The sequence below is a fragment of the Streptomyces sp. NPDC040589 genome, assembly GCF_055594445.1.
The window spans coordinates 41684-67458 of record NZ_JBVIWP010000009.1 but is presented as its reverse complement, the minus strand read 5'-3'; the positions used below and the strand labels follow the sequence as shown (position 1 = coordinate 67458).

The window sequence follows — 25775 nt, the reverse complement described above, 5'->3', positions numbered from 1 at the left end:
GGTGACGGAGATCGAGGACGCGATCGAACGTGCGGACCGGGAGTCCTTCACCCGGGAGCCACCCAAGACGCTGAAGGGCCGGATCGGCTACCTGATCCGGCAGTTGGGCAGCGCGAAGGCCGTCGCCCAGGAGATCGGTGTCACCGCCGACTCCGTCAACCGCTACCGGCGCGGCGCCCGCAAGCACGCCCGCGCCGACGTCGCCACGAAGATCGACGAAGCGGTACGGGCCCGCTGGCAGCCGCATGTGCGCAAGCGCCGCCAACGGCAGGCCGCCACCACGGGCGGGATCACCGTGGAGACGAGGGCCCGCTTCGGCTACACCGCGCCGATCGGCACAACCGACGACGGCCGCTTCCGCCGCCTCACAGTGCACCTCCCACCGGAGTACGCCGGCCGCCTGTTCGACGCACGCGACGCCGGCGCCAGCGACCAGCAGATGCGGCAGATCATCGCCGACGGGTTCAAGGACGTGTACTTCCAGGACGGCGGTGCCCGCGCGATGGGACTGTCGGACGTCGCCATCAACGACATCGACTACCTGGATCTCGACTACTGACGCAGCCCCCGGAAGACACGGCAGGCCGACGGTACCTGCGGACGTCTTGCAGAGCGGCTGCATAGGATCGTCGGCATGCCACTGCGACCTGTCAACGTGAACATGAAGGCTCTTGACGACTCGGCGGTCGGCCGATTCTGGGCGGAGGCTCTCGGCTGGGGTGTTTCCAGCGAGGGACCCGGCGTGACCAACGTCGAACCCGTCGGTGGCTACGTTTGGCCGGACCCGGTCGCCGTCTGCGTCGACGTCGTCACCGTCCCGGAACCCAAGACAACGACAAAGAACCGCGCGCACCTCGATCTCGCCACCACCTCCGTGGCCCATCAGGCGGAATTGATCGCGCGCCTCCGGACTCTCGGTGCGATGCCCGCCGACGTGGGCCAGGGCGACGTGCCGTGGACGGTCCTCGCCGACCCGGAGGGCAACGAGTTCTGCGTGCTGGAGCCCCGGGAGATCTATCGGGACACCGGGCCGATCGCCGCGGTGGTGGTCGACTGCGTGGATCCGAGGGCCGTGGCCCGGTTCTGGGGCGAGGCGACGGACTGGACCCTGCACGAGGTGACGGACGATCAAGCGGTACTGCGCTCCGCCAAGGGCGTCGGCCCGTATCTAGAGTTCCTCCGCACACCCGGCGTGAAGACCGTGCCGGACCGCGTTCACATCGACCTGCTGCCGTACCCCGGTGACGACAAGGCAGCAGAGGTGACCCGTCTGCGCACCCTCGGCGCCACCGACCTCGACCTCGGCCAGGGCGACGTCCCGTGGACATGCCTGGCCGACCCGGAGGGCCACGAGTTCTGCGTCCTCGGCCGTCCTGACACGCAGCCTTGACGACACCCCTACACGTGAGCCCTGTCTGCTTATCCGGCCGCTCAGACGTCCTTGGATCCGACAGCACCGGCGGGTGGGCTGGTCCTTGCCCGGCAGTCCGCTGCACTCCGAGCCGGGACGTGGCATGCGTTCCGTGCAACCGGGTGGGCCTGCTCCCTTGCGGCCAACCCTCTGGTGAGGCACCTTGGTCAACTGTGACTTAGCCCTTCAGCTGCCGAGTTGAGTGTTGCGGTTGGCGATGCGAGCGGATCCCGCCCCCTACACGTAGCCGGGGTCATGGCACATGCGGCACGGCCATCGCCGGTTGGTACGAGCACTCCGACGCGATGCTGCTCGGCCGCGAGACATACCAGATCTTCGCGTCGTACTGGCCGACCGCCGACCCCGACAACCCGTTCACCCATCGGATGAACAGCATGCACAAGTACGTGGCGTCCCGGACCCTGACGTCCGTCCAGTGGCAGAACTCCACGCTGCTCAAGGGCGACATCGCCGATGCCGTACGCGAACTCAAGACGTCCGACGGCGGCAACATCAACGTCGTCGGCAGCGGCGACCTCGCCCAGACCCTCATGCAGCACGGCCTCGTCGACGAGTACCGGCTGACCATCCATCCGGTGATCCTCGGCACCGGCAAGCGACTGTTCGCCGACGGAGCGATCCCCACCGCACTGGAGCCGGTCAGCGTCTCGACAACGAAGGCGGGCACCTTCATCGGCGTCTGCCGGCCCCACGGCAAGCCCAGCTACGACAGCTACTGAGCCCTGCGCGGCCGGCGCCCGGACGTCTTCTTGCCCGCGGCCTGCCACGTGGTCCTCGCCGTCGCCTTCCCGGCCCGCATCTTCGGCAGCCCGTGTACGTCAGCCTCCTCGCCACGCAAGGCCCTGGCCCTCCGGACGGAGGCGTGACCGGGGACGCGGTCCGTCCCGGGTCGACGGACAGGACGTCGCCCACCCCGGCCTGAACCTCCACCGCATGACCGAGGCGCCCAGTCATGCCGGCCTGCCCGCCATGTCCGTCCCTTGCGGATCCACCGCTCGAGGACTGCCCGTCGGCCTTCAGCTCGTGGCACCGCTCTACGCCGACGCGCTGATGGTGACGGTGGCCGCGCGGTACGAGCGGGTCACCGACTGGTGGACGCGTCATCCGGACCTCTGACGGGCTGACGCGTAGCGGTCGGCCCTGGGGCGGTCACGGATCGCGGAGGGCAGGCCTTCACGCCGCTGCCCACGGCGCGCCGCACCCACGGCGCGCCGCACCCACGGCGAGCCTCACCCACGGCTGGCCGCCGAAGGTGATCCCGGGGTAGACGCACACGTCGCCGGCGGGACAGCCGATGGCGGCCCGCTGCGTGCCGGGCTCGCCAAAGCTCGAGTTGCTGAGCTCACCCGTTGGATCTCTGTGGGGCGAAGGTGAAGATCAAGCACGGTGGAAACCCCGCTCGCGCTCAACGTCGGTGACCTGCCTGCGGTGCCAGGCGAGTTCGGCCTGGGCCGCGCGGGCGTAGTGGTTCATGACGGTCTCCCCGAGTGCGTCGTACACGACCTTGTTGCCGATGAAGCTGTTCATGGCTTCGGTGAGGCCGGCTGGCACGGGGGTGGCGTCGCTTGCCGTGTAGGCGTCGCCGCCACAGGGCGCCGGAAGCTCGGGGCGGTCCTGGATACCGTGGATGATGGCGGCGCAGGCGGCAGCGAGGGCGAGGTAGAGGTTGGCGTCGGCGCCCGGCAGGCGGACTTCGAGGTGGGCGCTCTCGCCGACACCGGTGACGCGAACGGCGCAGGTGCGGTTGTCGAAGCCCCAGGTGTAGCTGGTCGGGGCGAAGGTGTGCGGAGCGTACCGCTTGTAGGCGTTGGGGGTGGGGGCATACAGCGGAGCCAGGTGTGGCATGCCGGACACCAGGCCGGCAATGGCCCGTTCCAGCACCGGAGGCAACTCCGCGCTCCGGTGGTAGGCGAACGCGTTGCCGTTGGCGGACCACAGCGACAGGTGCAAGTGCAGGCCGCTGCCAATGCCGGTGGCGGGTGCGGCCATGAACGTCGGAGTCATACCGCGCCGCTGAGCGAGGTCCGGCACGATGAGCCGGAAGGCGCAGTAGGCGTCGCACGCCGACATCACCTCGCCATAGGCGAAGGTCACCTCGACCTGGCCTGCCGCACCCTCGGTCTTGATCGCCTCGACGGGAACGCCCGCTTCCCGCAGGGCATCGTGGAGGTCCTGGAAGAAGTCAGCGACTTCCGGGGGATGGCTGAGGGCGTAGTCGAGGTCGCCAGACCAGGCCGGGCGCAGACCACGGTACGCCGACCTGTGCGCCTCCTGGCCAGTGCCCTGGTACAGCACGAATTCAACCTCCGTGCCCAGCGCCACGTGATAGCCGAGACCGGCCAGGCGCTCCAGCTGAGTGCGCAGCATGTGGCGGGGAGCGACCTCGACGGGCCGGCCGTCGTGGTGGAAGACGTCACCCATGATGAGGGCCGTGCCGGGCTGGTGGGGCAGGAGGCGGATGCTGCTCGGATCCGCCTTCACACCGAGGTCGCCATAGCCCTGCTCCCAGCCGGTGAGGGCGAAGCCATCGAGCGGGGTCATGTCGGCGTCTGTGGCCAGGACGTAGGCGCACATCGCCGCCTCGGAGTTCATCCGGTCCACGAAGAGGGGAGCGGTGAGGATTTTGCCCTTGGGCCGGCCCTGCATGTCCGGCACGGCGAGTCTCACCGCTGTGATCTCCCCACTCTGGACGGATTCCATGAACCCCCCCAGCGTGACGGCTCCAGTGGGCCAGGGCCCGAGCGCCGTGGGCTGCTCGTCGCGCTGCTCGTCGTGGCTGTGCATCAGACGTCCTCCTCTAGACCGCCCTGCTGGGCGGTGCTGGCGTGGGTGGTGAGCTGGCAGTCGCGGCGTCCGCGGGTGATCCAAGTCAGCCAGGCCAGCACCAGCGCGATGGCCAGTGTCACGCCGGCGTAGTTGAAGGACTCGCGGGTCATGGGTGCGGACTGAGGCAGGCAGAAGATGACCGTGAGAATCACGACGTAGGCGACGGCGATGCAGCCAATCATGCGGCGCCGACGGCCCAGGCTCCACGGACCGGGCTCGTAGTCCGCGCCCATGCACAGGGCGAGGCAGACCCGAATGCCATAGGCGGGGATCATGCCGACCGTGTTGATCGCGGCGATGGCGCCGCAGGCGGCTGGAGACCATAGGGCGGGCAGCGCAAGGACCAACGGCATACAGACCGACAGCCCCACAACTGCGGCAGGCGTCTAGGCGCGACTGCTGACACGCCACCAGGTCTGCCGGCACGAGACGCGGCTGCGGGAGAACGCGTAGAGCATCCGGCTCGCGGCCCCGACCCCTGCTGCCGCGGAACGGCATGGCCACGATGACGACGAGCAGCAGGGCCTTGGCACCAGCGGCGCCCAGGACATCGAGGAAGATCTGGGAGGGTGACACGCCGGTAGGCGGATTCTGGGCGGCGTTGTATTCCTGGACGGCGGCCAGCATCCCGGCCAGCAGGATGCAGTCCGCGATCCACGAGACCGCGATGGCGCGGACGATGTCCTCGGGCGCCGAAATCTGCGCCTGTGTGGTCTCCTCCGCGACGTGGGAGCTGGCGTCGCACCCGCGGAAGATGCAGCCGGCGAGCAGCGCCCCGATCAGGCAGACGTGGAGCGGGCTGGTGAACCCGGTGTCATTGTTGAAGTGGGCGAAGACGAACTGCGCCGACCGGTGCTGGGCCGGGGCGAAGACGAGCGAGCCGACGATGATCGCGACGCCGGTCAGCTGCCACCACACCGAGATGGAGTTCAGCACGGCGACCAGGCGTACGCCGCGTAGGTTCGACAGGCCGTGCAGCAGCGGGATGCACCCGAAGACCAGCATCGTCGCGGTGTCGGTCGGCATCACACCCCATGGCATTTGGGCGAAGCCGCCGATGAACACGGCGGCGCCGCAGCCCATCCCGGCGATCGCGCCGAGCAGGCCGAGCAGGTTGAGCCGGCCGGTGGTCCAGCCCCAGCGGGGACCCCCGAGTCTGTCGGCCATCAAGTAGGGACCGCCAAAAGCGGAGTATGCGGAGACGACACCGGCCAGGGACATTCCGACCAGCAGCGTCATGAAACCGATGACGATCCAGCCGGCCAGCATCACCACGGGCCCGCCGTGGTCCAGGCCGTAGCCGAACAAGCTCATTCCGCACAAGCTCATTCCGCCGGCGAGGTTGCAGATGACGGAGAAGCTGATCGCGAAGTTGCCGAACACGCCCACCTTTCGGGTGAGTTCGGCCTTGACGCCGAGCTGGGCCAGGATGGCGTCATCGTGGGCCAAAGGAGGGGCCCCTGTTCTGCGAGACACAGAGTTCCTCTGAAGATACGGGGGACGAAAAGAGGACGAAAGGAGGCAGTATCAGCCAAGAGGGTGACCGGCTGCTCATCGGCAGCACGCCCCCTGTCGGCAGGCAGCGTCACGAAGCCGCCGGAACGCGGTCCGCCAGTCGCGGCCCAGGCTCCCGCCGACCTGCGCCCAAGGCCCGCTGGTGGCAAGCGGGCCGATCTCCTCGAACACCAGGTTCGCGCCTGCCTCACCACAGGTGACAACCTCCAGCACGCCACCGGCGACAACCACCAGCTCCTCACCCGGGTGAGAACCCTGGAACCAGATCAGGCGGCAGCACGCACTAGCCTCCGACGGATGATCCGAGAGGAGGGGTCTGCTGCAGGATCGGGTGACATCTGAACTGGTCTGCCCTGTGGGGCGGGTGGGAAGCATGTCGCTGTGCCGAAGCCTTGTCCGGAAGAGTTCCGCGAGGACGTCGTGCGGGTCGCGAGGAACCGCGGCCCGGGAGTGACGCTCGAGCAGGTGGCCGCCGGCTTCGGTGTCCACGCGGTGACGCTGTCGAAGTGGATGCGTCGTGCGGACATCGACGACGGGGTGAGGCCGGGAACGACTGGACGCGTTCTGGGGTAGGGCGACCTAGGAGGCCCCACAGGTCAGAGAGAGGAGCGAGTCGTGAAGAAAGACCGGTCGAGCGTGCGCCGCCGTTGGCGTGGCGCGCTCGCCCTGGGTGTCTTCGGAGCCATCGTCGCGGGGCCACTGGAGTACTTCGACTCAGGTGTCGGCTGGAATGTCCTTCTGGCGCTCTTGGTTGGTGCTGCGGCCGGAAGTGTGGTGGGCTTCCTGTTCCCTTCCCTGCTGAGCTCCCGCCAGGGGAAACGCGCTACGGCGCCACCCCCGGCCCCGCCACCGCCGCGGCCACCGAGGCCACCACAAGGGAGGTAGGGGCGCCCTGCTGGTCACCGCCGCTGGCGTCCAGGACTCAGTGGCCGGCACCCAGTTGCTCGGCCGGGTCGCCGCCGAGCAGCCCGGCCTGCGCAAGGTCTGGGTCGACGGCGGCGGCCCCACGCCGCCCGGCGACATCTAACCAGCAAGCCCTCCAGCGAAAGCGCCGGCGAGACCGTCCGAGGTCCTAGATTTTGGGCCCCGGGTTTTTGGGCTGTCCTCCCATGCGGTGGTCGCTCCAGTCGATGCCGTCGTCGTGCTCTTTGCTCGCCGCGAGCCCGAGGATCCCGAGGAGGGGAGCGGCGATGAGGATTGCTCCGCACAGGCTGTCGATTGCCACGTACGCCGCGGCGGCGACGAGGGCCCAGAACAGGATGTCGCACACGATCCGCGCCCACAGCGGGAACGGGGCGCGCCATGCGTGGTAGCGGCGGTACATGCGCATGAACTTGCCGGACGCCCGCTTGGACCGGCTGGCCTTCCCCCGGTCTGGCCTTACCGTGGGGCCGTTGCCGTGCGGACGTCCTTTTTCCTTGCCCATGGGGCTCTGTGTCCCTTCGAGTGTTCCTTGACCACCAAACGGGACGCACCCGGCCTCTGCGGCCGGGTGCGTCGTTGTTCTGTCGGGGCGCGGGGTGGTGTTCGGTGCACGCCCGCTGTGTGGTGGGTTAGCGGTGGTGGCTGCCGCTGTGGTGGCTGTGGCCCCAGGACTCGCGGTCGGTGCGGCGTCCGTTGTCGTTGCGGGGGTGGCGGTGTCGGAGTGGTTGTCCCAGACGTAGTGGCGGCGGTCCTGGTAGAGGTCGCTGTCGGTGTCGCGGCCGATGCCGGTGTGGACGCTGTCGGTGGAGCGGCCTTCGAGGCGGTGGTGGTCGAAGGTGTAGGTGCGGCTGTTGTCGTCCTTGAGGGTCCAGCCGTCGAGGTTGACGGTGTGGCGGCCGGTGTTGGTGACTTCCGCTCATTCCCGGTTCAGGGAGCGGTTGGAGCGGTCGTCACGGCCGGGGGAGTCGTACTGGGCGTCCGAGATCTTCACCTTGGGCCGCTCGGGGCGAGCGTGGTCGGCGGCGGATGCCGGCAGCGTCACTGCTGAGACGAGAGCGCCGGCGGTGAGCGCGGCGGCGGTGAGACGGCGAGCGGTGACGGAAGCGAAGGCGGACAAGAGGTCCCTTTATGGTGCGGACACCCTTCCCTGGGGAGCAGCTGCGGGCTGCCCGGGGCAGTGGGTGTGGTGTGCGTCGGCGGCCGGCTGGCCGCGCACGCTCTGTCCATGCCGTGGAGGAGCTGTGGGGGAAACATGGCCGCTGTTACTTGTTGTCCGCTTTCTATGACTCTCGCATGCGGCATCCGTCTATGCCGCCCGTGCGCGATGTTGACGCACCGACAGTCTGAGAGGTCTTGCGTACCGGCACAGCGCGGTCAGTGAACCGCTGGCTGTCCGAGTGCGGCGTTACGAAGCCAGCGATGGGTGCCGTGTGACAGGCAGGGCCGACTGATCCTCGACGGTTCGCTCCGCCTGGCTGATCTCGGCCCAGACGGCGTCGAGAGACAGGCCGAGGGTGTCGGCGATCGCTGCGATGGTCGGAAAGGCGGGGGTGGCCACACGGCCGGATTCGATCTTCCGCAGAGTTTCCGGCGAGATGTGCGAAGCGAGCGCCACGTCCAGCATCGAGCGGCAGCCCCGGGCCCGGCGGAGCAGGGCGCCAAGGCGCTGTCCGCGTTCTACCTCGGCGGGGGTGAGCGGCAACCTGACCATGACCCCATTTTAATACCGGTACAGTTAGACCGGGATAGTTATTGGACGTACATGAGAGGCCCCCATGATCGAGATCCTGAACTCCGCGCGGCTTGAGCGGGCGAGGGACACCGGCGCCCTGGTCGGAAACATCCTGAACACGCTGAAGCGGCGCAGCACGGTCGGGACGAACCTGCTGGACATCGACCAGTGGGCCAAGGAGATGATCACCGAGGCGGGAGCGCAGTCCTGCTACGTCGACTACGCGCCTTCCTTTGGGCGCGGCCCGTTCGGGCACTGCATCTGCACGGCCGTCAACGACGGAGTGCTCCATGGGCTGCCTCACAACTACACGCTGGCAGACGGGGATCTGCTGACTCTCGACCTCGCCGTAGCCAGGGGCGGGGTGGCCGCGGACGCCGCGATCAGCTTTCTGGTGGGCAAGGCCAGGCCGGCGGAGAGCGTCGCGATGATCGAGACGACCGAACGTGCACTCGCCGCCGGCATCGCCGCCGCCAAGCCTGGGGCGCGCATCGGCGACCTCTCCCACGCCATCGGCACGGTCCTGAGCAAGGCGGGCTACCCGATCAACACCGAGTTCGGAGGCCACGGCATCGGCTCGACCATGCACCAGGACCCACACGTCGCGAACACCGGACGGCCCGGCCGCGGATACAAGCTGCGCCCCGGACTGCTGCTCGCCCTGGAGCCCTGGGTCATGGCCGACACCGCCACACTCGTCACCGACGCCGACGGCTGGACGCTGCGCAGCGCGACAGGCTGCCGGACCGCGCACAGCGAGCACACCATCGCCATCACCGACAGCGGAGCCGAAATTCTCACCCGACCGTAAGGGGGGCAGCGCTGAGGTAAGCCCAGAGGCCGCCCGTTGTTGATCTTGAGGGCCGGAAGCGGCCCCAGATCGTTTCATCATGATCACCCCAGGTGGGCCTCCGGATAGCGGGGTGTTTCATGAGCGACCACCTGTGAAACATCCACGCCCGGCCCATCGGTGGGACCGAGGGCGCCTTCCGCGCACGTCTCAGCCCATAGGCATCCGAACGCGCTCACACGACACCGTCCGCCTCGCCCCAGCGGCCCTGCGCTGGTCTCGCCGGAGCCGGCCTAGGTGGCATCTGTCCCGGGGTGGATCATCAGATCCAGGTGGGCACGTGCCCCTTGGTGTAGCGGGCGCCGAAGCCGCCCTGGGGCAGGATCTCGTCGATGGCCTTGAGATCGGCGTCGGTGAGGGTGAGGCCGGCGGCGTCGGCGTTTTCCTCGATGCGCTTCGGGGTGCGGGTGCCGGGGATGGGCACGATGTGCTCGCCCCGGGTCAGGAGCCAGGCCAGGGCGAGTTGGGGGACGGTGGCACCCTTGGCCGCCGCGAGCTCGGCGAGCCGGTCGACGGCTTCGACGTTCTTCTCGAAGTTGCCCGGCTGCCAGCGCGGGTCGACGGTGCGTATGTCGGTGGCTTCGTACTGGCCGGCGGGCTTGGCGGTGCCGGTGATGAACCCGCGGCCGAGGGGGGAGTAGGCGACGAAGCCGATGCCGAGTTCATCCAGGACGGGGAAGAGCTGCTCGACGTCCCGTTCGAACAGGGAGTACTCGGTCTGCAGGACGGATACCGGTTGCACGGCGTGCGCCCTGCGGATCGTCTCGGGTCCGGCCTCGCTGAGGCCGAAGTACTTCACCTTGCCCGCGTCGATCAGCTCCTTGACGGTGCCCGCGACCTCCTCGATGGGCACCTCGGGGTCGACGCGGTGCTGGTAGAAGACGTCGATGTGCTCCACGCCGAGGTAGCGCAGGCTGTTCTCGGCGACCTTGCGGATGTTGTCGGGCCGGCTGTTGACAGGGCCGCCGATCTGCTCCGGAGACACCGACATGTCGACACCGAACTTGGTGGCCAGGACCACGTCGTCGCGGAAGTCCCTGACCGCCTTGCCGACCAGGATCTCGTTGGATCCGGTGCCCCAGCCGTACATCTCGGCGGTGTCGAAGAAGGTGACGCCCAGGTCGTGCGCGCGGCGGAGGGCAGCGACGCCGGCCGCCTCGTCGGTGGGTCCGTAGGCCATCGTCAGGCCCATTGCGCCGTAGCCGATCGCCGAGACCTCAAGGCCCTGGCTCCCCAGTGTCCGATGCTGCATGACGCACTCCTCTGAAAGAAACTGAAAGGTGTTGTTTGCCGGACCGTTGTGTCAGTGCGTTGCGGCGGTCAGTCCGGCACGGTGGACGCGGGTGTGCTCGGCGACGCGTCGGCCGAGGTGGCGAGCGGTGTTCATGTCTGCGTCGTGGACCGCGGGGGTGTCGTTGAAGCTTTGTGCGCCGGCGCCGAGGTAGAAGCCGAGGCGGTTGTCGTCCTGGGGGCTGGATGTGGTGGTGTTCCAGCCCGGCAGGAGGTCCAGGCTCACCCAGAGCATTCCGTGCTGGGCCGCCAGGAGTGAGAGGTACTGCAAGGTGTGCAGCTTGTCGCCGCTCATGGAGCCGGAGTTGGTGAATCCCGCCGCGAGCTTGTCGCTCCAGGCGCGGGTCATCCACCGCTTGCTGCTGGCCTCGGCAAAGGCGTGGAACGCCCCCGACGCGGTGCCCATGTAGGTGGGGGTGCCGAAGATGATGGCGTCCGCGGCGTCCATCAGTTCCCAGTCGGCGTTGCCGAGGGAGGCGACGTCCACACGGTGGACGTGCGCCCCGGCGACGGAGCGCGCGCCGTCCGCGACGGCCGCGGCGATCTGCGCGGTGTGGCCGTAGCCGGAATGCGACGCGATGACGATCGAGATATCGGACACGGGTGTTCCTCTCCTGCCGCGATGGCGGCGTGTTCGGTGGTGGTGTCGGCGGATGACGAGCTGTCCGCTGCGGCGGTCGGCCGCACTGCTCCACGCGTGGCACCGACGGCCCCGGCCGGGTTGCGGCGCATGCCCGGGTCTCGCGGGCCGGCGCCGACCACCATCAGCGTGGATCGTCGATCCGCTTTGAACGGTAGCACCGATAAGGCGACGATACGCAAAATAGGGTATCGTTGTTCCATGAGTGAGGGACGACGCGCCGCGCGGCGCCAGGCGCTTCAGGTGGCCGCCAAGCTTTTGGAGGAGGGCGGCAGCGAGGCGGTCTCCACGCGCGCTGTCGCCGCAGCCGCGGGCATCACGGCCCCCGCGCTGTACCGGATGTTCGACGACAAGGACGGACTCCTGGCCGAGCTGGCCGCCTACGGATTCGAGATGTACCTGGCCGAGAAACGGGAGGCGCTGGCGCTGACCCCAGACGACCCGGTAGCAGACCTCTACCGCGGCTGGGACCTGCACGTCGACTTCGGAGTGCAGCACCCCGCGTTCTACATGCTCATGTACGGAACTGTGCGGCCCGGGCGGCGGCCTCCGGCTGCGGACGAGGCGCACGCCCTGCTGGTGAGACTGCTGGGCCGGGCGGCCGACGCCGGGCGCCTTCGGGTTCCGGTGGCGCAGGCGACCCGCGTCATCCACGCGGCGACAACGGGCGTCACGCTGGCGCTGATCGGCGAAGAGCCCTCGGAGCGGGACCTGACCACTTCGACACGGCTGCGGGACACCGTCATCGCCTCGATCACCACGGACTCGCCCGCCTCATCCGGGTCGGACCTGGCCTCGCGCGCACTCGCCCTCGATGCCGCACTTCAAACCGCGCTCACCACCGAGCCACCGGCCGCGGGTGCCGGGGTGCCCCTGCGAGACACGGAGACGGCTCTGCTGCGCGAATGGCTGCAGCGGCTGGCAGACTGAACCGGCCGCGTGCACCGCAGCAGGTGGGCGCAGTCGGTTATGACACCCGCGCGGTGGGTGTCCAGTCGCAGGGGCAGGCTGCAAGGGGCTTTGGGGGTGTTGGTGCCCCCGGCTGTCCGAAGATGCGCAAGGGCGTCGAGATCGGCAGGTTCCGTGGGCGCTTCGGCTTCGGCGGATCCAGCCAGCCCCCGAGGCCCCAGCGCGTTTACCGGTGGCTTTCTGGGGGTTGTCGGTGAGCTTGCGAAGATGGGGGCGCGCCGAGCAGGTCGCAAGGCTGCGGTGCAACTGGCCCGCGGTGGGAATGTGCCGCCACGTTGCCACCCGCCTGGAGCGAACGCATCCGGTCTCCATCGGGACCCGGGATTGGCCGTGACGGTTTGAGTCGGCCCCACTCGGACGGTCTGAAGTGGCCCCACCCAGAGATCGATTGGTGCCGTGTGACGGTTTGAAGTGGCTCCGGCTGTTGGCGCGAGGTGGCCCCACCGCCGTCGTCTGGTGGCATGATCGCGGCATGACTGCAGTGCTGCCGCGGACGATCCGGGCCGTCGACACCGAGCAGCTCATGCTGCTGGAGGAGGAAGCGGCGCGGTTGGGCTTCAGCCAGCGGCTCCCGGTCGACTGGCTGCGGGAGCACGTCGAGGCTGCGGCGGTGCACTATCTGTTCCCGGCGATGGAGCATCGGCTCGGTCATCGGCCGGAGGTGTCGCCGCAGTGGCGGTGCGAGCTGTTGCTCACGGTCCGGACCGGCGAGGAGGTGTTGAGCCTGCTCGACGTCCTGCCCGCCACTTTCCAGGGGCTGCTGGAGACGCTGGACGCGACAACGAAAACGGACATTGCCTCCCGCATGAAGGGGGCGCTCGCCTTGCCGGAGTGGATTGAGGGGGGTCGGTGATCTTCCGTGGTCCGCGGGGTCAGGGGACGGCCTTGAGCTGCTGCTGGGCCTTGGTGTGGGCGAGGCGGTAGGACTGGGTGCCGGTCTCGATGATCGCCCCGTTGAAGGTGAGGCGGTCCACGATCGCCGCGCAGAGCCGGGGGTCGGTGAAGGTCTTGGTCCAGCCTCCGAACGACTCGTTCGAGGCGATCGCCACGCTGTTCTTTTCCTCCCGCTCCGTCAAAACCTGGAAGAGCATCTCGGCGCCCCGGCGGTCCAACTCCAGATAGCCCAACTCGTCGATGCACAAAAGGTCGACGCGTCCGTAGCGGGCGATCGTCTTGGTCAGCTGCTTTTCGTCCGCCGCCTCCACCAGCTCGTTCACGAGCTTCGCGGCGAGGGCGTAGCGGACCCGGTAGCCGGCCATCGCGGCGGCGGTGCCCAGCCCGATCAGCAGGTGGGACTTGCCGGTGCCGGAGTCACCGATCAAGCACAGGGGCTCGCCCTTGCGGATCCACTCGCAGGTCGCGAGGTTGTTGATGACCGCAGGGTTGCTGTTGGGGTTGGCGCTGTAGTCGAAATCCGACAGCCACTTCTGGCGCGGGAAGCCGGCGGCGCGGATCCGGCGTTCGGAGCGGCGCCGGTCGCGGTCCTCGCACTCGGCCATCAGCAGCTCGGCGAGGAACCCGCGGTAGGACAGGCGCTCGCGTTCCGCCCGGCTGACGAGGTCCGGGAACTGGGCGCGCGTGGTGGGAAGCCGAAGCACCCGGCAGGCGGTGTCGATGGCGGCGTCCGAGGCCGGCTCGGTCAGGGTGTGGTGCGGGTGGGTCATGACGACTCCTTCCGGGGACCACGCAGCAGCTGGTCCCATGCCTCCAGGGCGGGCAGCGGTCGGGTATCGGTGGGCAGCTGCGCGACCCGCCGCATGGTCAGGCTGGTGACCTGCGGATCCGGGACGGGCGCCACGGGCTCGGGGCTCGGGGTGCCGGCGCTGACGGTCGGGGACCGGCCGCCGGCCTCGGCGACTTTGCGGGCCTCCAGGGCCACGACATCGTGGGTGAAGGCACCCACCGCCAGGGCGGCCCGGATGCCGGCGATCACATCCGCGTGCCGCAGGTGCCGGTGCAGCAGCAGGACCTGCACCAGCGCCTTGGTGCCCTCGACGTCGCCCAGGGCCGACTTCGCCGCGGCCCACAGGGCTTCATGGGTGGTGGTGAAGGAGCCGTCCGCCGGGCCTGGTCGAGGGCTTCGGAGCCGGCGAAGGCGCCGGGCTTGCGCAGCAGGACCTCCAGGAAGTGGTCCAAGACGATGCGTTCCTCGCCCCGGCCGGTCAGCCGCGGGTGCCGGGCGATCTCGGTGCGGCCGTCGCAGCCGATCAGCTCGGTGGACCGCAGCACGACCCGGATCTTGTGCCCATCTGAACCGGGCCGGGACCGAGTAACGGCACATCTTCACGGTGATCTTCGCGTAGCGGTCGACCCGCGGCGTCAGGGTCAGCCCCGTCTCGAACGCCTCGTCGGGCAGCGGCATCAGCAGAGGCGCCTCGTGCGCGAAGTCCTGGCCGATGGTGCGGATCCGCAGACCGATCCGGCGGGCCTCCTCGCGCCGCTCGAACTCCAGAAGCCGGGCATTGAGCTCGTCCAGGCTGCCGGTCTCCGGCACCGGGGTGAGGTAGTTGCGGCGGAAGTAGCCGACCTGGCCCTCCACCCCGCCCTTCTCGTGGGCACCGCGCAGGCCCGGCTCGCAGTAGAAAGGAACGAAGCCATAGTGCTGGTGGAAGGCGGTCCAGCGCGGGTTCTCCTCCCGCGACCGGCTCCGGAAGATCACTTTGGTGACCGCCGGGGTGAGGTTGTCGAACCGGACCTGACCGCCGGGGACACCTCCGAGTACGGAGAAGGCGTGCACGTGTCCTTCGAGAAACGCCTGCTGGCCGCAGGAGACCGAGATCCGGTGCACCGCCTTGCCGGAGTAGGCCAGACGCAGGGCGAACAGATAGCACCGGGTCATCGCTCCGGACAGGTTCACCCAGACCTCACCGAAGTCGACCTCAGCGTGGTCGCCCACGACATCGGCGGGGCAGTGGCGCTTCGGACATTGCTGCTGGAGGAGAGGAGCTACCAGGATCTGACCCTCTTTGACGCGGTGAGCGGTGGCGAGTGGGAGCGAGGGCTCTTCCAGCTCTTCCTGGAGCACGAGGAGGTCTTCCAGAAGCTTCCGGGTTACGCGCACGAAGCGCTGGTCGCCAGCCACCTGCGGCACGCCACGCACGTCGGCCTCCGGCCGGGAGTTCTCGATGCGTTCCTCGCACCGTGGCGAGGGGACTCAGGGCAAGCGGCGTTCTACCGTCAGTACAGCCAGATCAGGCAGGCGGACACGGTCACGTACGAGCACTTGCTGGGCGGTATATCGCTTCCGGTGCGGCTCGTCTGGGGCTGCGAGGACCGCATTCTTCCTCCGCAGTACGCCGAGTGGTTGCACGAACGCGTTCCGCACGCTGAGCTGCACTGGATCGAGGGCGCCGGCCACCTTCTCCAGGAAGACGCGCCGGGCCGGCTGTTGGCCTGCCTGACAGCCGGTTTCCCCTCGGCCTAAGCCGCGGTGCGCGCGGGGGTAGCTCGGCGGACCGTACGCAGGGCTCCTCGGGCAACGGGGCGTCCCCGCGCCCGCGGTGGTAGCTCCGGGTCCTTGGCCGCGGTCGGCTGGGAAGGGCTGCTGAGGGTCCGTCATGGGCGCGGATTTTCGCACAATGCAAGTTTCAGAAGGGGGTCCATCCCGCTTTGAGTGAGAACGGGTTCTGCGAACGAATCCGGGGTCGACGGGGGTCCGGCGGCACATAATTGATCTTGCCCGCGCGAAGGACTGTTTGTGAGGGCCGGGCTGTCGAATTCGCTTAAGCAGGCAGGCCGCCTGCGAAGGCGGTGATGGCGTCGGCGAGGGCGTGGGGGCCGGTGAGGAAGGCGTCGTGGGCTTCGCCGGGGATCTCGACGAGTCGGGCGTCAGGCAGGGCCTGGTGCAGGCGGCGGGAGACATCGGTCAGCCAGCGGGGGCTGAGTTCGCCGATCACGAGGAGCGTCGGGATGCCGAGGGCGGCGAAGCGGGCGAGGTCGTCGCCGAAGCTGTCCATCGCGCGCATCTCGCGGGCCCACGTCGGAGTCATGGACGCGCGGATGGCCCAGAACGGGGTATGGCGGAACTCCTCGATGGCTTCCTCGGGGAACTTCAGGAAGTTCCGCAGCCCGAGGGTGAGGGCCTGGCCGAGGTTGCCGGCCTGGACGGCCTCCTCGAAGGGGGCGAGGGCGTCGCCGCCGACGGGGCCGCCCAGCGGGATCGGGGGCTCGTAGAGGATGAACGCCGCCGGGGGCTGGTGCAGGGCGTGGGCGAGGGTGACCAGTCCGCCGTAGGAGTGGCCGAGCAGGATCGCGTCGGGTCCGGCGAGGTCGAGGACGGCGGCGATGTCGTCGGCCTCCCGTTGGATGGTGTGCTCGCCGTTGTCGCCACTGGCGCCCCGGCCGCGGCGGTCGATCGCGTAGGTGGTGAAGCGCGGGGCCAGCAGGTCGGCGAGGTTCTGCCAGTCCTGGGCGGCGTTGAGGGCGCCCGGGGAGACAACCAGGGGGCGGCCCTGGCCGGTGATCGTGACGGCGATCTTTGTGCCGTCGGTGGAGGTGACGTGGGCCTGGCGGGGAGCAGGGGCAGTCATGGTCTTCTTCCTTATGTCGCGCTCTCGGGGAGAGGCACGGCGCGGGCGGCCGGCCCGCCCGCGCGGCCTTGTCGGCGGTACGGCGGGGCGCCGCCTCCCTCTGCACGGTAACATCGAAACGATGCACACATCGTTTCGATGTGAGAGCCTGGGGTCATGCTCGAACTCGCGATCCTCGGTTTCCTCGCCGAAGGCCCCCTGCCCGGTCACGAGCTGCGCCGCCGCATCACACACCTGACCGGCTACAGCCGTCCGGTCAGCGACGGCACCCTCTACCCGGCGATCAACCGGCTGACGAAGGCCGGGCTGATCGAACGGCGCCCCGCACCCGAGGCGGGCGGCGGCCGGTACGTGCTGAACCTGACCACGGCAGGACGCGAGGACATGCTGCGGCGGCTGCGGGAACCGGCCCAGTACGAGATCACCGACTTCTCCCGCTGGTTCGTGATCCTGGCGTTCCTCTCGCTGCTGCCCGACCGCGCCGAGCAGCACGCCGTGCTGCGCCGCCGCCTGGACTTCCTGGAGGCCCCCGCCAGCTTCTTCTACGACGGCGACACACCGCTGCGCGCCGAGCAGCTCACCGACCCATACCGGCGCGGCATGCTGCTCACCGCCCGCGCCATCAGCCGCGCCGAGCGCGCCTGGCTCCACGAGGTCCTGGACGGCGACGGCATCCGAGGAGCGGACGAGCAGCCCCGCCCCCAGACCTACACCCCTGACCGGAAGGACTGAACATGCTTGCGTCCTGGTACGACCAGCAGGGCCCGGCCGCCGAGGTGCTCCAGCTCGGTGAGCTGCCCGACCCCACCCCCGGCCCCGGTGAGGTCCGTGTCCGCGTCACCGTCTCCGGCGCCAACCCCGGCGACACCAAGAAGCGGCGCGGCTGGACCGGCTCGGCCATGCCCTATCCGCGGGTGATCCCGCACAGCGACGCCGCCGGCATCGTCGACGCCGCCGGCATCGTCGACGCCGTCGGCGACGGCGTCGACGCGCGCCGCGTCGGGCAGCGCGTGTGGTTGTACGGCGCCCAGTCCTACCGCCCCTGCGGTAGCGCCGCCCAGTACACCGTCGTCCCCGGCGACCTCGCCGTCCCACTGCCCGACCATCTGCCCGACGACCTCGGCGCGAGCCTGGGCATCCCCGGCATCACCGCGCACCGCACCGTCTTCGCCGACGGCCCCGTCGACGGCAAACTCGTGCTGGTGAACGGTGTCCTCGGCGGGGTCGGCTCGCTGGCCGCCCAGCTCGCCCGCTGGGGCGGGGCCACGGTCATCGGCACCGTCCGACGCGGCACCGACCTTGACCGGGTCGACCCCGCGGTCGTCACCCACGCCGTCGCCCTCGACTCGGGCGACCCTGCCGCCGCGATCCGCGCCCACGCACCCGACGGCGTGGACCGGATCATCGAGGTCGCCCTGTCCGACAACGCCGACCTGGACGACGCCGTCGCCGCGAACGGCGCCATCATCGCCGCGTACGCCACCCGCTCCGACCGCACCGCGATCCCGTTCTGGACGTTGCTGTTCAACAACGTCACCCTGCGCCTGCTCGGCAGCGACGACTTCCCCGCCGAGGCCAAACGCCAGGCCGCCCGCGACCTCACCGCCGCGGCCGCCGTCGACGCCCTCACCGTCGATGTCGGCGCCCGCTTCCCGCTCGCCGGCATCGCCAAGGCCCACGACCGCATCGACGCCGGCGGCCGCGGCCGCGTCCTGATCGACATCCCCCAGTAGAGAAACTCTGGCGCGATCTCCTCATCCGCACAGCTGAGCACGAGGGTGCTGCGGGCTGGGTGGACGTGCACGGTGCTGCAACCCCGCCTCGCCCTTGGCCCGGCCCTCACCGGCCCGGCGCCTCACCCCGGTCAACGATCCAGCCACCCGCTGGCGAAGCCAAGGTACAGGTCTTCAGGATGCCGCCCTGGACGGGCAGTGGCCCGAGGAACGACGCAAGCCGCGGCGGCGGAAGTCGCGGCTGGACCCTTACAAGTCGCTGATCGACGGGATTCTGCAGGCGGATCTGGACGCGCCGGCCAAGCAGCGGCACACCGCTCAGCGGATCTTCGATCGGCTGGTGGACGAGCATGGTGCCGGTGACATCTCGTATCCCATGGTCCGCGCCTATGTGAACCAGTCACTCGGTCAGGGCACGGCTCGCTGCGTTGATGTACGTCTTGATGGCGCCGGTGATGAACGCGCGGCTCCTGTCAGGGCTGAGGGCCTGGGCCTGGAGCTGCTCGTACATCACGCCGTAGTGCTGCACGTCCGACGGTTTCTCCAGGTAGACATCGCTGGTGAACTGTCCCACGTACACAACTGCCTCAGGGCTGCCGGCGAACTTCAGGATGGAGAACTGTCCTGACAGGCCCGGGTGAGCGCCCACGGTGTCGGGGAGGACCTGCACGGTGATGTGCGGCTCGGCACTGAGCGCGTTCAGGTGCTCCAGTTGTTCGCGCATGCTGTCGGGGCTGCCGACGACGCGGCGCAGTACCGATTCGTCCAGGACGACCCACAGGCGCAGCGGGCAGGCCGGGTCGTAGATCCGGTGCTGTCGGCGCAGCCGCACCCTGAGGAGCGTGGCGGCTTGGTCGGCGGTGAGCGGGGGGAACGTTTCCTCGATGACGGCTTGGGCGTAGGCGGGGGTCTGCAGGAGACCGGGGATCACCATGGGCTCGTAGGCATGAAGGGTGGCGGCGTCTGCCTCCAGGCCGATGTAAACACTCTGGGGAATGTCGCCGTATGCGTGCCACCAGCCCTGCTGTCCGGATTCCTTGGCCATCCGCATGAGCGAGTCGATGACCTGCTGGTCCGTCACTGCGTAGATCGCGCACAAATCGCGTACATCGCGGGGGCTGATAGCGCGGCGGCCGTTCTCCAGGAGACTGATCTTGGGCTGGGAGACCATGAGCCGTACGGCCGCTTCGGTGCTCGTCAGTCCACTGTCCTGGCGGAGTCGGCGGAGCTCGGCTCCCAGACGACGTCTCCTGACGGTGGGGTTGATGTTCGCCGCCACGAGCTGTGCACCTCCGGCCCGAAGTCACTGTGCGGACCGGATGTTGTCATGGGACAAGGATTGTTGATCGCGCGCCATGCCGTAGTGATGACAGGCAGCCGAAACGGACTGTGACTTCGTCATGTGCCTCGCGGCAGGAACGCCAGGCGTTCTACCGGGTCGAAAACAGACACTCACTGCATGGCGGACACGCTCGCGTCAACAATCAGCCCGCTGCGTAGCCCTGCCGGCCTGACGCAGCGACACAGTGACATCAATTCTCGGTTCTGGCACAGATCTTGGGGAGCAGTCGCAGAGCGTCACCTCGCTGTTCGATCGTGAGGGGCCGGGTCGAGTGATGCTGCGGCCGTCATCTCAGGTGATTTTGAACCGTTGAGGCCCGGTCGTCGCTCATTGCGGTGTAGACGGTCACGACCGAGGCGGCAGCTTCAACTTCGGCCGGTCCAACGATCCGCAGCCACGCGAGCTCGCAGAGTCCGTCGAACCGCCGGGCACGGGCAGCGGTGTCCGCAGGCCATGGGTGCGGGAGCACCGGGAGGTGGATCAAGGAGATCTCATCGATGAAGCTACCGGCGATCTGCGGGGGCTTGTCGACCGAGACGTGGTGGAGATTGGAGAGGGAGATTACTACGTCCGGCTTCCACGGCCCCTCCCTGAGGGTGATCTCCAGGGAGTCTTCCTCGGCGAAGGCGTCGAACGAGATGCGACTGATGGTGTAACCGACGCATGCTGAGAGTGTGCGTGCGGCGTTGGTGCATCGATTCTTGAAGGCGTCTCGCGCCTCAGTCATATCCGTCACAGCGAGAGGCTACGAGCCCAGTGGCCTGCGTCGATCGGGTTGGCTGGACCAGCCACTGGTACAGGACGATGAGGGTCATTGAAGCAGGATCATCTTGCGGAGAAGTTCGAATCCGGCTCGGCCGTAGAGCTGTCTCTTGATCTTCTTGGTGCGGTTCACGGCTCCCTCGATGCTGCCGGAACTCCAGTGCAGGGTCAGCCCCGCTGTCACGGCGTCGAGGTCGCGGAGCAGGTGGAGTGCGAAGCCGGTGAGACCGGGTAGCTGGCTGGCATCGACTGCGTCGATCCAGGCAGGGAGCCTGGCACCCAGACGGTCGCTGAGTATCTCGCCGAAATCGCGGACATGCCCGGCGGCCATGTCCAGTTCGGGGCAGCGTGCCAGGACATCCTTCAGGCCGGCGCGGTCGTCCTCGCTCAGCGCGGTGGGGTGTCGGGTGAGCCAGCCAGTGACCTGGCGCACCGTCGGCGGCCGGGGCGGCGCGCCGGCCGGAGCCCCGCGGAGGGTGGCGATGTGGGCGCGGACCATCTGGTAGGTGACGGGCGCGTTGTCGGCAACGAGTTCACTGTGGAGGTGGGTGACGCTGGTGCATCCCGCGGCGAATCGGCGCCCCAGGTAGGGCTTGTAGGGGTCCAGCCTGCTGGGTCGGGGCCGGTTTTCGCGGATGGTGTCCTGCCAGCGTGCGGCGTTTGCGTACCGGAGGACGGTGTTGAGGCCCCAGCCCAGCTGCCGGGCAATCGCCCGGCGTGAGTGACCTTGAGCAAGGAGCTCGTGGACCAGAGCGTGAGCTGCCTTCTTCCGCTCGGCCCGCCGGCCGGCGGGCACCAAGTCGTCCTGCGGCCGACCGGAAGCCAGTCGGGTGGACTCCAGCAGCGTGCCGCTGGGCGAAGGGTTGCGTAGGCAGTCGCGATGGGCGGCAACGCAGGTCTCCACCCCTCGGCCCAGGCCCTGCCATAGATGGAACCGGTCAGCGACCTGCAGAGCATCGGGGGCCCCGCGGCGGGCGCCTTCGGCGTAGGCGCCCGCCCGGTCCCGGCAGATGATCTCCACGCCGGGGTGGCGGATCAGCCAGGCGGCCAGCGGCCCGGCTTCACGCGTCGGGAGCACATCGACCACGCGATGGTCTTCGACGCTGGTGAAGACGGTGGAGTAGGTCTGGCCGCGACGGATCGCGAAGTCGTCCACGCCCAGCACACGCGGAGTACTGAACTGCGGATCAGGCAGTGCCATGACCCTGCGTAACAAGGTCATCCGTCCCGCGCCGAAGCCCAGCCGGGCGCCGGCCCGCCCGGCCAGCGCGAGCCCCACCCGCTCCAAGGCGCGGTTGAGCCGAGTCGTGAACCGTGCGTACGGGGCAGCCAGCCGGGAGAACGGCTCGGCGAACGTCCGACGCGGGCAGTCCGCCGACCCGCAGATGAAGCGCCGGACCGTCAGCCGGATTACAACACCCCTGCTCAGCGAGCGGAAGATCCTTCAGCCTGCGCTGGTATCGGTCGTGGACTCGGTCCGAGAAGCGGCCGCAGTCCGGACATACAACCTGGGCCGCGCGGCCTCTCGCCACCACCTCGGCCGTGCCGAACCCGGCCGTAATCGCCTCGACATCCACATCCTCGAGCCCGTCGAACACCAGCGAGTCCCAGAACGGTGCATCGGTCTGCATGACCAGCACCATCACCGTCCACGACCGACCACAGCAGCGACCGGCCAGCACCTGAGGGAGCGTCACTTCCGACTGTCAGACGACAAGGCGCACGCCGTCTCACACGAGCCAGTCTCCTCGCAGTGGAACATCGAGGTAACGCTCCGCGACGACTCCCCAAGATCTGTGCCAGAACCGACTTTTGATGTCACTCGCGTGCTGCGGGGCTGCCCGCTTGGTCGCGATGAGAACCGGAACATCCCGTTAGGGAACCGTCCCCTTGGGGCGGCAGGGTCTGACGTCGGGGATCTTGGTAAGCGTGCTGCCGCAGGGCTGCATCTGCGAGAGACTTCCGGGGTGCGTGATCGTTTAGCAGTGTCTTCGAAGTTGTGGTTGCGTCGTTGGTCAGCTGACGATGCGCAGTCGGTGCTGACCGCACTCGCGGACCCCGCGATGTCGTGGCAGGTCAGCGAGCCGATCGCGTCGCTGGATTCTGCTGATCGATGGCTGGCGGTTCAATCTGATCAGTGGGCCAGAGGCGTCGCCTTCGCGTTCGCGGTGGTCGACGGCGAGGACACCGTGTTGGGCAATGTCGCGGTGAGTGCAGTGAATCGGCGCCATGCGACGGGCTGGGTGTCGTACTGGACGACGCAGAGAGCACGAGGCCAGGGCGTCGCATCAAAGGCTTGCCGGGCGCTGGCTCGTTGGGCCTTCGACGACGCAGGTGTCTTCCGGTTGGAGTTGGGACATCGTGTCAACAACCCGGCCTCTTGCCGGGTGGCCCTTGCCGCGGGTTTTGCGGTGGAAGGAATCGAACGCCAGAAACTGGAGTACGACGGCACACGTTATGACGTCGAGCGTCACGCCCGGCTGGCCACTGACGAGGAGCCTGCGCTGTCCTGATCGGACGGGTTGAGTCGGGCGACTGCCGAGAGCGGGGCGTGTCAGTGCCTCCACCAGGGCGGTCGCCCGGGAGCCCTCAGCTGGCCTGGGCTTGTTCGGCTTGGGCCTTGGTGTGGGCGAGACGGTAGGACTCGGTGCCGGTCTGGATGATGGCGCCGTTGAAGGTCAGGCGGTCGACGATGGCCGCGCAGAGCCGCGGGTCGGTAAACGTCTTCGTCCACCCGCTGAAACTCTCGTTCGAAGCTATGGCGACGCTGTTCTTCTCCTCGCGTTCGGTCAGAACCTGGAACAGCAGCTCAGCACCCCTGCAATCAAGCTCCATGTAGCCGAGTTCGTCGATGTACCTGCCAGGCATCGAGGGCGCCCACGAGAAGGGCGGGGTCGAAGGTCAGATCGGCTGGTTCCGCCGCAATCACATGGTCCCCGTCCCAGAGGTCGCCTCCCTCGCCGAGCTGAACGCGATGATCGAGCAATGGGATGAGGAGGACGAACAGCGCCGGATCGGCACCCGGCCACGACCGGTGAGAGAGTACTTTGCCGTCGAACGGCCACTACTGCAGCCATTACCGGACGAACCCTTTGAGACGGGACGGCTGTTCAGCCTGCGGGTGGACCGCTTCAGCCAGATCAGCGTCCGCACCAACCGCTACTCGGTGCCGGTACGGCTGATCGGCCGGACGGTCCGGGTCATGCTGCACGCCTCCGAGCTAGCGGTCTACGACGGCCAGCAGGAAGTCGCCCGCCATGAACGGCTCATCGCCAAGGGACAGGCCCGGCTGGATCTTGACCACTACCTGGAAGCCCTTGTCCGCAAGCCCGGCGCGTTCCCCGGTGCCACCGCCCTGGAACAGGCCCGTTCCGCAGGGAAGTTCACGCCGGTCCACGACGCCTGGTGGGAGGCGGCGAAGGCTGCCCACGGCGAGTGGGACGGCACCCGGGCCCTGATCGAGGTCCTGCTGATGGGCCGCCACGTCTCCCACGAACACCTGGTCGCCGGGCTTGCCTCCGCGCTCAGAGCCGGCGCCCTGACCGCGGACGCGGTCGCCCTGGAGGCGCGGAAGGCGGCCGAAGCCGACGAGGTTGCGGCTCCGGTTGTTCCTGCGGAGCCGGAACGGACGAACGTGACCTCACTGACCGAACGGCGGCTGGCCCAACTGCCGCCCGACACCCGGCCGCTGCCCTCGGTCGCAGCCTACGACCAGTTGCTGCGAGTACGGCAGCCTGCCGACCGCCCCACCATCCAGGGAGAGATGCCGTGACGCTCAAACGCCATCGCGGACTGACCGAACAGGCCGCCGACGCCGCCATTTGACCAGGCATGCCGCATGCTCCGGCTGCCCACCATCCGGGCCCAGTTCCCCGAACTGGCCGAAGCTGCGCTCCGAACGGCGGATCAAGGCGGCGCAGTTCCCGCGGGAGAAGTCGCTGCGGGCCTTCGACTTCGAAGCCAACCCGAACATCGACGCAGCCGTCATCCACACCCTGGCCACCTGCGAATGGGTCAAGAAGGGACTTCCCCTCTGCCTGATCGGCGACTCCGGCACTAGCAAGTCCCACCTGTTGATCGCGCTCGGCACCGAGGCCGCCATGGCCGGCTTCCGAGTCCGCTACACACTCGCCACCAAACTGGTCAACGAGCTGGTCGAAGCCGCGGACGAGAAGATCCTGACCAAGACCATCGCCTGCTACGGACGCGTCGATCTGCTCTGCATAGACGAACTTGGCTACATGGAGCTGGACCGCAGGGGCGCTGAGCTGCTGTTCCATGTGCTGACGGAGCGGGAGGAGAAGAACAGCGTCGCCATCGCCTCCAACGAGTCGTTTGGAGGGTGGACAAAGACATTCACCGATCCGCGGCTTTGCGCGGCCATCGTCGACCGCCGCACCTTCGGCGGGAACATCATCGAGACCGGCACCGACTCCTACCGGCTCGCCAGCACCCGGGCCGCCCGGGCGCAGAGCGCAGTCTCAGGCTGACCCGTCCGAGCCCCAAAAACCGGCCAGAGACTGCGTTCACCGCTACCCATGCCACGACCGAGTGCGCGTGCGCTGAACACGCTAAGCCGGGCGGGGGAGCGAGTTGAGGCCGTCGATCGCGATGTCGGTGGCCCTTTGAACGGCTTTGTAGGTCTGCTCCGGCCGGTTGCCCCGCTTTTGGCATGCGGCGACGACGACCTTGATCGCCCCGACCAGCGAGCCCACCGCCGCGGCGGCCTCGACGAGGTCCAGCTCGGGGCAAGCGAGGTTGAGCGCTTCGGTCAGCTGCAGCTGGATGTCGAACAGCAGGTGCAATTCGCGCGCCTGAAGTGCCGGGACCGACGCAATCAGCCGGGTCCGAGCCGGGCCGACCTTCCGCGCCAACTCCGAGTCCGTGTCCGCGAAAACACTCTGGTCGATGACGCGCCGCAGCAGGTCGGCCACCGGTTCGCCGGGCTGCCGTTCTCCGATGATCTCGACCGCGCGCTCCAGCCGCGACCTGTCGTCGAAGAAGACGATGTCGTCCTTGCTGTCGAAGTAGCTGAAAAAGGTCCGTGTCGCGACGTCTGCGGTGGCCGCGATCTCCGCCACGGTTGTCTGGTCGTAACCCTTCTCGGCGAACAATCGCAGGGCGCCTTCGATGAGCGCTTGCCTCGTGCGCATCTTCTTCCGCTGGCGCAGCCCTGGGTCGCTGGTCACGACAGCACCCTACCGCATGTGATGCAATTTTGCATTCATTGA

Annotated in this window: 24 protein-coding genes and 7 pseudogenes; 14 read left to right on the top strand and 17 right to left on the bottom strand. The window is 68.5% G+C overall.

All coding sequences use genetic code 11. The annotated features are described in order from the left end of the window. Position 1 precedes the first annotated feature (1 nt). From tpg to ACZ58V_RS32110, 4 genes and pseudogenes are all read left to right on the top strand, one after another. Positions 2–559, top strand: coding sequence for a telomere-protecting terminal protein Tpg (gene tpg, locus ACZ58V_RS32125; RefSeq protein WP_471294425.1), 558 nt, complete (start codon positions 2–4; stop codon positions 557–559). Positions 560–634: 75 nt separating this feature from the next. Then, positions 635–1390 (top strand): VOC family protein, encoded by a 756-nt coding sequence (locus ACZ58V_RS32120; protein ID WP_471294423.1) that lies wholly within the window; start codon positions 635–637, stop codon positions 1388–1390. A 287-nt stretch (positions 1391–1677) separates the two neighbouring features. Continuing rightward, positions 1678–2151, top strand: a pseudogene (locus ACZ58V_RS32115) (dihydrofolate reductase family protein); the annotation flags it as partial. A gap of 214 nt (positions 2152–2365) precedes the next feature. Further along, positions 2366–2548, top strand: coding sequence for an amidase family protein (locus tag ACZ58V_RS32110; protein ID WP_471294421.1), 183 nt, complete (start codon positions 2366–2368; stop codon positions 2546–2548). A 261-nt stretch (positions 2549–2809) separates the two neighbouring features. On the opposite strand, the pseudogene ACZ58V_RS32105 reads toward ACZ58V_RS32110, so the two are convergent. Both ACZ58V_RS32105 and ACZ58V_RS32100 read right to left on the bottom strand, forming a co-directional pair. Beyond that, positions 2810–3802, bottom strand: a pseudogene (locus tag ACZ58V_RS32105) (type I glutamate--ammonia ligase); the annotation flags it as partial. 413 nt (positions 3803–4215) lie between these two features. Next, positions 4216–5734 (bottom strand): annotated as a pseudogene (locus ACZ58V_RS32100) (amino acid permease). A 928-nt stretch (positions 5735–6662) separates the two neighbouring features. On the opposite strand from ACZ58V_RS32100, the pseudogene ACZ58V_RS32095 reads away from it, so the two are divergent. After that, positions 6663–6773: pseudogene (locus ACZ58V_RS32095) on the top strand (IS5 family transposase); the annotation flags it as partial. A 72-nt stretch (positions 6774–6845) separates the two neighbouring features. On the opposite strand, the gene ACZ58V_RS32090 reads toward ACZ58V_RS32095, so the two are convergent. The 3 genes and pseudogenes from ACZ58V_RS32090 to ACZ58V_RS32080 form a co-directional block, all read right to left on the bottom strand. Then, the gene (locus tag ACZ58V_RS32090; protein ID WP_471294418.1) at positions 6846–7199 is read right to left on the bottom strand and encodes a hypothetical protein; all 354 of its coding nucleotides are present in this window, start codon (positions 7197–7199) and stop codon (positions 6846–6848) included. A gap of 127 nt (positions 7200–7326) precedes the next feature. Then, positions 7327–7814, bottom strand: a pseudogene (locus tag ACZ58V_RS32085) (lamin tail domain-containing protein). Positions 7815–8102: 288 nt separating this feature from the next. Then, positions 8103–8408 carry a helix-turn-helix domain-containing protein gene (locus ACZ58V_RS32080; protein ID WP_468195472.1) on the bottom strand — a complete coding sequence of 102 codons (306 nt, stop codon included), beginning with the start codon at positions 8406–8408 and terminating at the stop codon, positions 8103–8105. Positions 8409–8472: 64 nt separating this feature from the next. Between ACZ58V_RS32080 and map the strand changes: the two genes are divergently transcribed. Beyond that, positions 8473–9240: a type I methionyl aminopeptidase gene (map, locus tag ACZ58V_RS32075; RefSeq protein ID WP_471294415.1), complete on the top strand. Its 768-nt coding sequence runs from the start codon at positions 8473–8475 to the stop codon at positions 9238–9240. Between the two features lie 301 nt (positions 9241–9541). Here map and ACZ58V_RS32070 read toward each other — a convergent pair whose 3' ends face one another. Further along, entirely contained in the window at positions 9542–10531 is a 990-nt protein-coding gene (locus ACZ58V_RS32070) for an aldo/keto reductase (protein WP_471294413.1), read from the bottom strand. A gap of 51 nt (positions 10532–10582) precedes the next feature. Continuing rightward, complete coding sequence (locus tag ACZ58V_RS32065; RefSeq protein WP_468195466.1) at positions 10583–11170, bottom strand: flavodoxin family protein; 588 nt, start codon at positions 11168–11170, stop codon at positions 10583–10585. 240 nt (positions 11171–11410) lie between these two features. Here ACZ58V_RS32065 and ACZ58V_RS32060 point away from each other — a divergent pair, with 240 nt between their 5' ends. Both ACZ58V_RS32060 and ACZ58V_RS32055 read left to right on the top strand, forming a co-directional pair. Beyond that, positions 11411–12139 (top strand): TetR/AcrR family transcriptional regulator, encoded by a 729-nt coding sequence (locus ACZ58V_RS32060; protein ID WP_468195463.1) that lies wholly within the window; start codon positions 11411–11413, stop codon positions 12137–12139. Positions 12140–12650: 511 nt separating this feature from the next. Continuing rightward, positions 12651–13031: a hypothetical protein gene (locus ACZ58V_RS32055; protein ID WP_471294411.1), complete on the top strand. Its 381-nt coding sequence runs from the start codon at positions 12651–12653 to the stop codon at positions 13029–13031. A gap of 19 nt (positions 13032–13050) precedes the next feature. Here the strand turns inward: ACZ58V_RS32055 and istB (ACZ58V_RS32050) are convergent, their stop codons facing one another. Together istB (ACZ58V_RS32050) and ACZ58V_RS32045 are read right to left on the bottom strand one after the other, a co-directional pair. Continuing rightward, positions 13051–13842, bottom strand: a complete 792-nt coding sequence (gene istB / locus ACZ58V_RS32050; protein WP_471294409.1) for an IS21-like element helper ATPase IstB — start codon at positions 13840–13842, stop codon at positions 13051–13053. After that, positions 13839–15074, bottom strand: coding sequence for a transposase (locus ACZ58V_RS32045; protein ID WP_471294406.1), 1236 nt, complete (start codon positions 15072–15074; stop codon positions 13839–13841). The genes istB (ACZ58V_RS32050) and ACZ58V_RS32045 overlap by 4 nt, the downstream gene beginning before the upstream one ends. Between ACZ58V_RS32045 and ACZ58V_RS32040 the strand changes: the two genes are divergently transcribed. After that, positions 15063–15602, top strand: coding sequence for an alpha/beta fold hydrolase (locus tag ACZ58V_RS32040; RefSeq protein ID WP_471294403.1), 540 nt, complete (start codon positions 15063–15065; stop codon positions 15600–15602). The genes ACZ58V_RS32045 and ACZ58V_RS32040 overlap by 12 nt on opposite strands. Positions 15603–15900: 298 nt before the next feature. Here the strand turns inward: ACZ58V_RS32040 and ACZ58V_RS32035 are convergent, their stop codons facing one another. Next, the gene (locus tag ACZ58V_RS32035) at positions 15901–16707 is read right to left on the bottom strand and encodes an alpha/beta fold hydrolase (RefSeq protein WP_471294401.1); all 807 of its coding nucleotides are present in this window, start codon (positions 16705–16707) and stop codon (positions 15901–15903) included. 156 nt (positions 16708–16863) lie between these two features. On the opposite strand from ACZ58V_RS32035, the gene ACZ58V_RS32030 reads away from it, so the two are divergent. Together ACZ58V_RS32030 and ACZ58V_RS32025 are read left to right on the top strand one after the other, a co-directional pair. After that, complete coding sequence (locus ACZ58V_RS32030) at positions 16864–17439, top strand: PadR family transcriptional regulator (RefSeq protein ID WP_468195442.1); 576 nt, start codon at positions 16864–16866, stop codon at positions 17437–17439. A 2-nt stretch (positions 17440–17441) separates the two neighbouring features. After that, entirely contained in the window at positions 17442–18440 is a 999-nt protein-coding gene (locus ACZ58V_RS32025; RefSeq protein ID WP_471294399.1) for an NADPH:quinone reductase, read from the top strand. A 106-nt stretch (positions 18441–18546) separates the two neighbouring features. On the opposite strand, the gene ACZ58V_RS32020 is transcribed toward ACZ58V_RS32025, so the two are convergent. The 5 genes from ACZ58V_RS32020 to ACZ58V_RS32000 all read right to left on the bottom strand — a co-directional run bounded on the left by ACZ58V_RS32020 (position 18547) and on the right by ACZ58V_RS32000 (position 22175). Beyond that, positions 18547–18792 carry a hypothetical protein gene (locus ACZ58V_RS32020; RefSeq protein ID WP_468195437.1) on the bottom strand — a complete coding sequence of 82 codons (246 nt, stop codon included), beginning with the start codon at positions 18790–18792 and terminating at the stop codon, positions 18547–18549. Positions 18793–18840: 48 nt separating this feature from the next. Then, the gene (locus ACZ58V_RS32015) at positions 18841–19719 is read right to left on the bottom strand and encodes a helix-turn-helix domain-containing protein (protein ID WP_468195434.1); all 879 of its coding nucleotides are present in this window, start codon (positions 19717–19719) and stop codon (positions 18841–18843) included. A 349-nt stretch (positions 19720–20068) separates the two neighbouring features. Further along, a complete protein-coding gene (locus ACZ58V_RS32010) occupies positions 20069–20509 on the bottom strand; it encodes a hypothetical protein (RefSeq protein ID WP_468195978.1) in 441 nt (146 codons plus the stop codon). Positions 20510–20593: 84 nt separating this feature from the next. Next, positions 20594–21823, bottom strand: a complete 1230-nt coding sequence (locus ACZ58V_RS32005; RefSeq protein ID WP_471294396.1) for an ISL3 family transposase — start codon at positions 21821–21823, stop codon at positions 20594–20596. Further along, complete coding sequence (locus ACZ58V_RS32000) at positions 21732–22175, bottom strand: transposase family protein (protein ID WP_471294393.1); 444 nt, start codon at positions 22173–22175, stop codon at positions 21732–21734. The genes ACZ58V_RS32005 and ACZ58V_RS32000 overlap by 92 nt, the downstream gene beginning before the upstream one ends. Positions 22176–22529: 354 nt before the next feature. Between ACZ58V_RS32000 and ACZ58V_RS31995 the strand changes: the two genes are divergently transcribed. Continuing rightward, positions 22530–23057, top strand: coding sequence for a GNAT family N-acetyltransferase (locus tag ACZ58V_RS31995; protein WP_471294391.1), 528 nt, complete (start codon positions 22530–22532; stop codon positions 23055–23057). Positions 23058–23133: 76 nt separating this feature from the next. Here the strand turns inward: ACZ58V_RS31995 and ACZ58V_RS31990 are convergent. After that, a pseudogene (locus tag ACZ58V_RS31990) lies at positions 23134–23397 on the bottom strand (ATP-binding protein); the annotation flags it as partial. Between the two features lie 4 nt (positions 23398–23401). Between ACZ58V_RS31990 and ACZ58V_RS31985 the strand changes: the two are divergent. Beyond that, the gene (locus ACZ58V_RS31985) at positions 23402–24316 is read left to right on the top strand and encodes a Mu transposase domain-containing protein (RefSeq protein WP_471294774.1); all 915 of its coding nucleotides are present in this window, start codon (positions 23402–23404) and stop codon (positions 24314–24316) included. Beyond that, positions 24313–25034 (top strand): annotated as a pseudogene (gene istB, locus ACZ58V_RS31980) (IS21-like element helper ATPase IstB). Before ACZ58V_RS31985 ends, istB (ACZ58V_RS31980) begins: the two are co-directional and overlap by 4 nt. 81 nt (positions 25035–25115) lie before the next feature. Here the strand turns inward: istB (ACZ58V_RS31980) and ACZ58V_RS31975 are convergent. Continuing rightward, the gene (locus ACZ58V_RS31975; RefSeq protein WP_471294388.1) at positions 25116–25733 is read right to left on the bottom strand and encodes a TetR/AcrR family transcriptional regulator; all 618 of its coding nucleotides are present in this window, start codon (positions 25731–25733) and stop codon (positions 25116–25118) included. Positions 25734–25775 lie beyond the last annotated feature (42 nt).

Coding starts and splice junctions, on each gene's coding strand:
- ACZ58V_RS32120 (WP_471294423.1), top strand. CDS start 635: ATGCCACTGCGACCTGTCAACGTGAACATGAAGGCTCTTGACGACTCG.
- ACZ58V_RS32110 (WP_471294421.1), top strand. CDS start 2,366: ATGACCGAGGCGCCCAGTCATGCCGGCCTGCCCGCCATGTCCGTCCCT.
- ACZ58V_RS32090 (WP_471294418.1), bottom strand. CDS start 7,199: ATGGGCAAGGAAAAAGGACGTCCGCACGGCAACGGCCCCACGGTAAGG.
- ACZ58V_RS32080 (WP_468195472.1), bottom strand. CDS start 8,408: ATGGTCAGGTTGCCGCTCACCCCCGCCGAGGTAGAACGCGGACAGCGC.
- map (WP_471294415.1), top strand. CDS start 8,473: ATGATCGAGATCCTGAACTCCGCGCGGCTTGAGCGGGCGAGGGACACC.
- ACZ58V_RS32070 (WP_471294413.1), bottom strand. CDS start 10,531: ATGCAGCATCGGACACTGGGGAGCCAGGGCCTTGAGGTCTCGGCGATC.
- ACZ58V_RS32060 (WP_468195463.1), top strand. CDS start 11,411: ATGAGTGAGGGACGACGCGCCGCGCGGCGCCAGGCGCTTCAGGTGGCC.
- ACZ58V_RS32055 (WP_471294411.1), top strand. CDS start 12,651: ATGACTGCAGTGCTGCCGCGGACGATCCGGGCCGTCGACACCGAGCAG.
- istB (WP_471294409.1), bottom strand. CDS start 13,842: ATGACCCACCCGCACCACACCCTGACCGAGCCGGCCTCGGACGCCGCC.
- ACZ58V_RS32035 (WP_471294401.1), bottom strand. CDS start 16,707: ATGACTGCCCCTGCTCCCCGCCAGGCCCACGTCACCTCCACCGACGGC.
- ACZ58V_RS32030 (WP_468195442.1), top strand. CDS start 16,864: ATGCTCGAACTCGCGATCCTCGGTTTCCTCGCCGAAGGCCCCCTGCCC.
- ACZ58V_RS32025 (WP_471294399.1), top strand. CDS start 17,442: ATGCTTGCGTCCTGGTACGACCAGCAGGGCCCGGCCGCCGAGGTGCTC.
- ACZ58V_RS32020 (WP_468195437.1), bottom strand. CDS start 18,792: ATGCTCGTCCACCAGCCGATCGAAGATCCGCTGAGCGGTGTGCCGCTG.
- ACZ58V_RS32010 (WP_468195978.1), bottom strand. CDS start 20,509: ATGACTGAGGCGCGAGACGCCTTCAAGAATCGATGCACCAACGCCGCA.
- ACZ58V_RS32000 (WP_471294393.1), bottom strand. CDS start 22,175: ATGCAGACCGATGCACCGTTCTGGGACTCGCTGGTGTTCGACGGGCTC.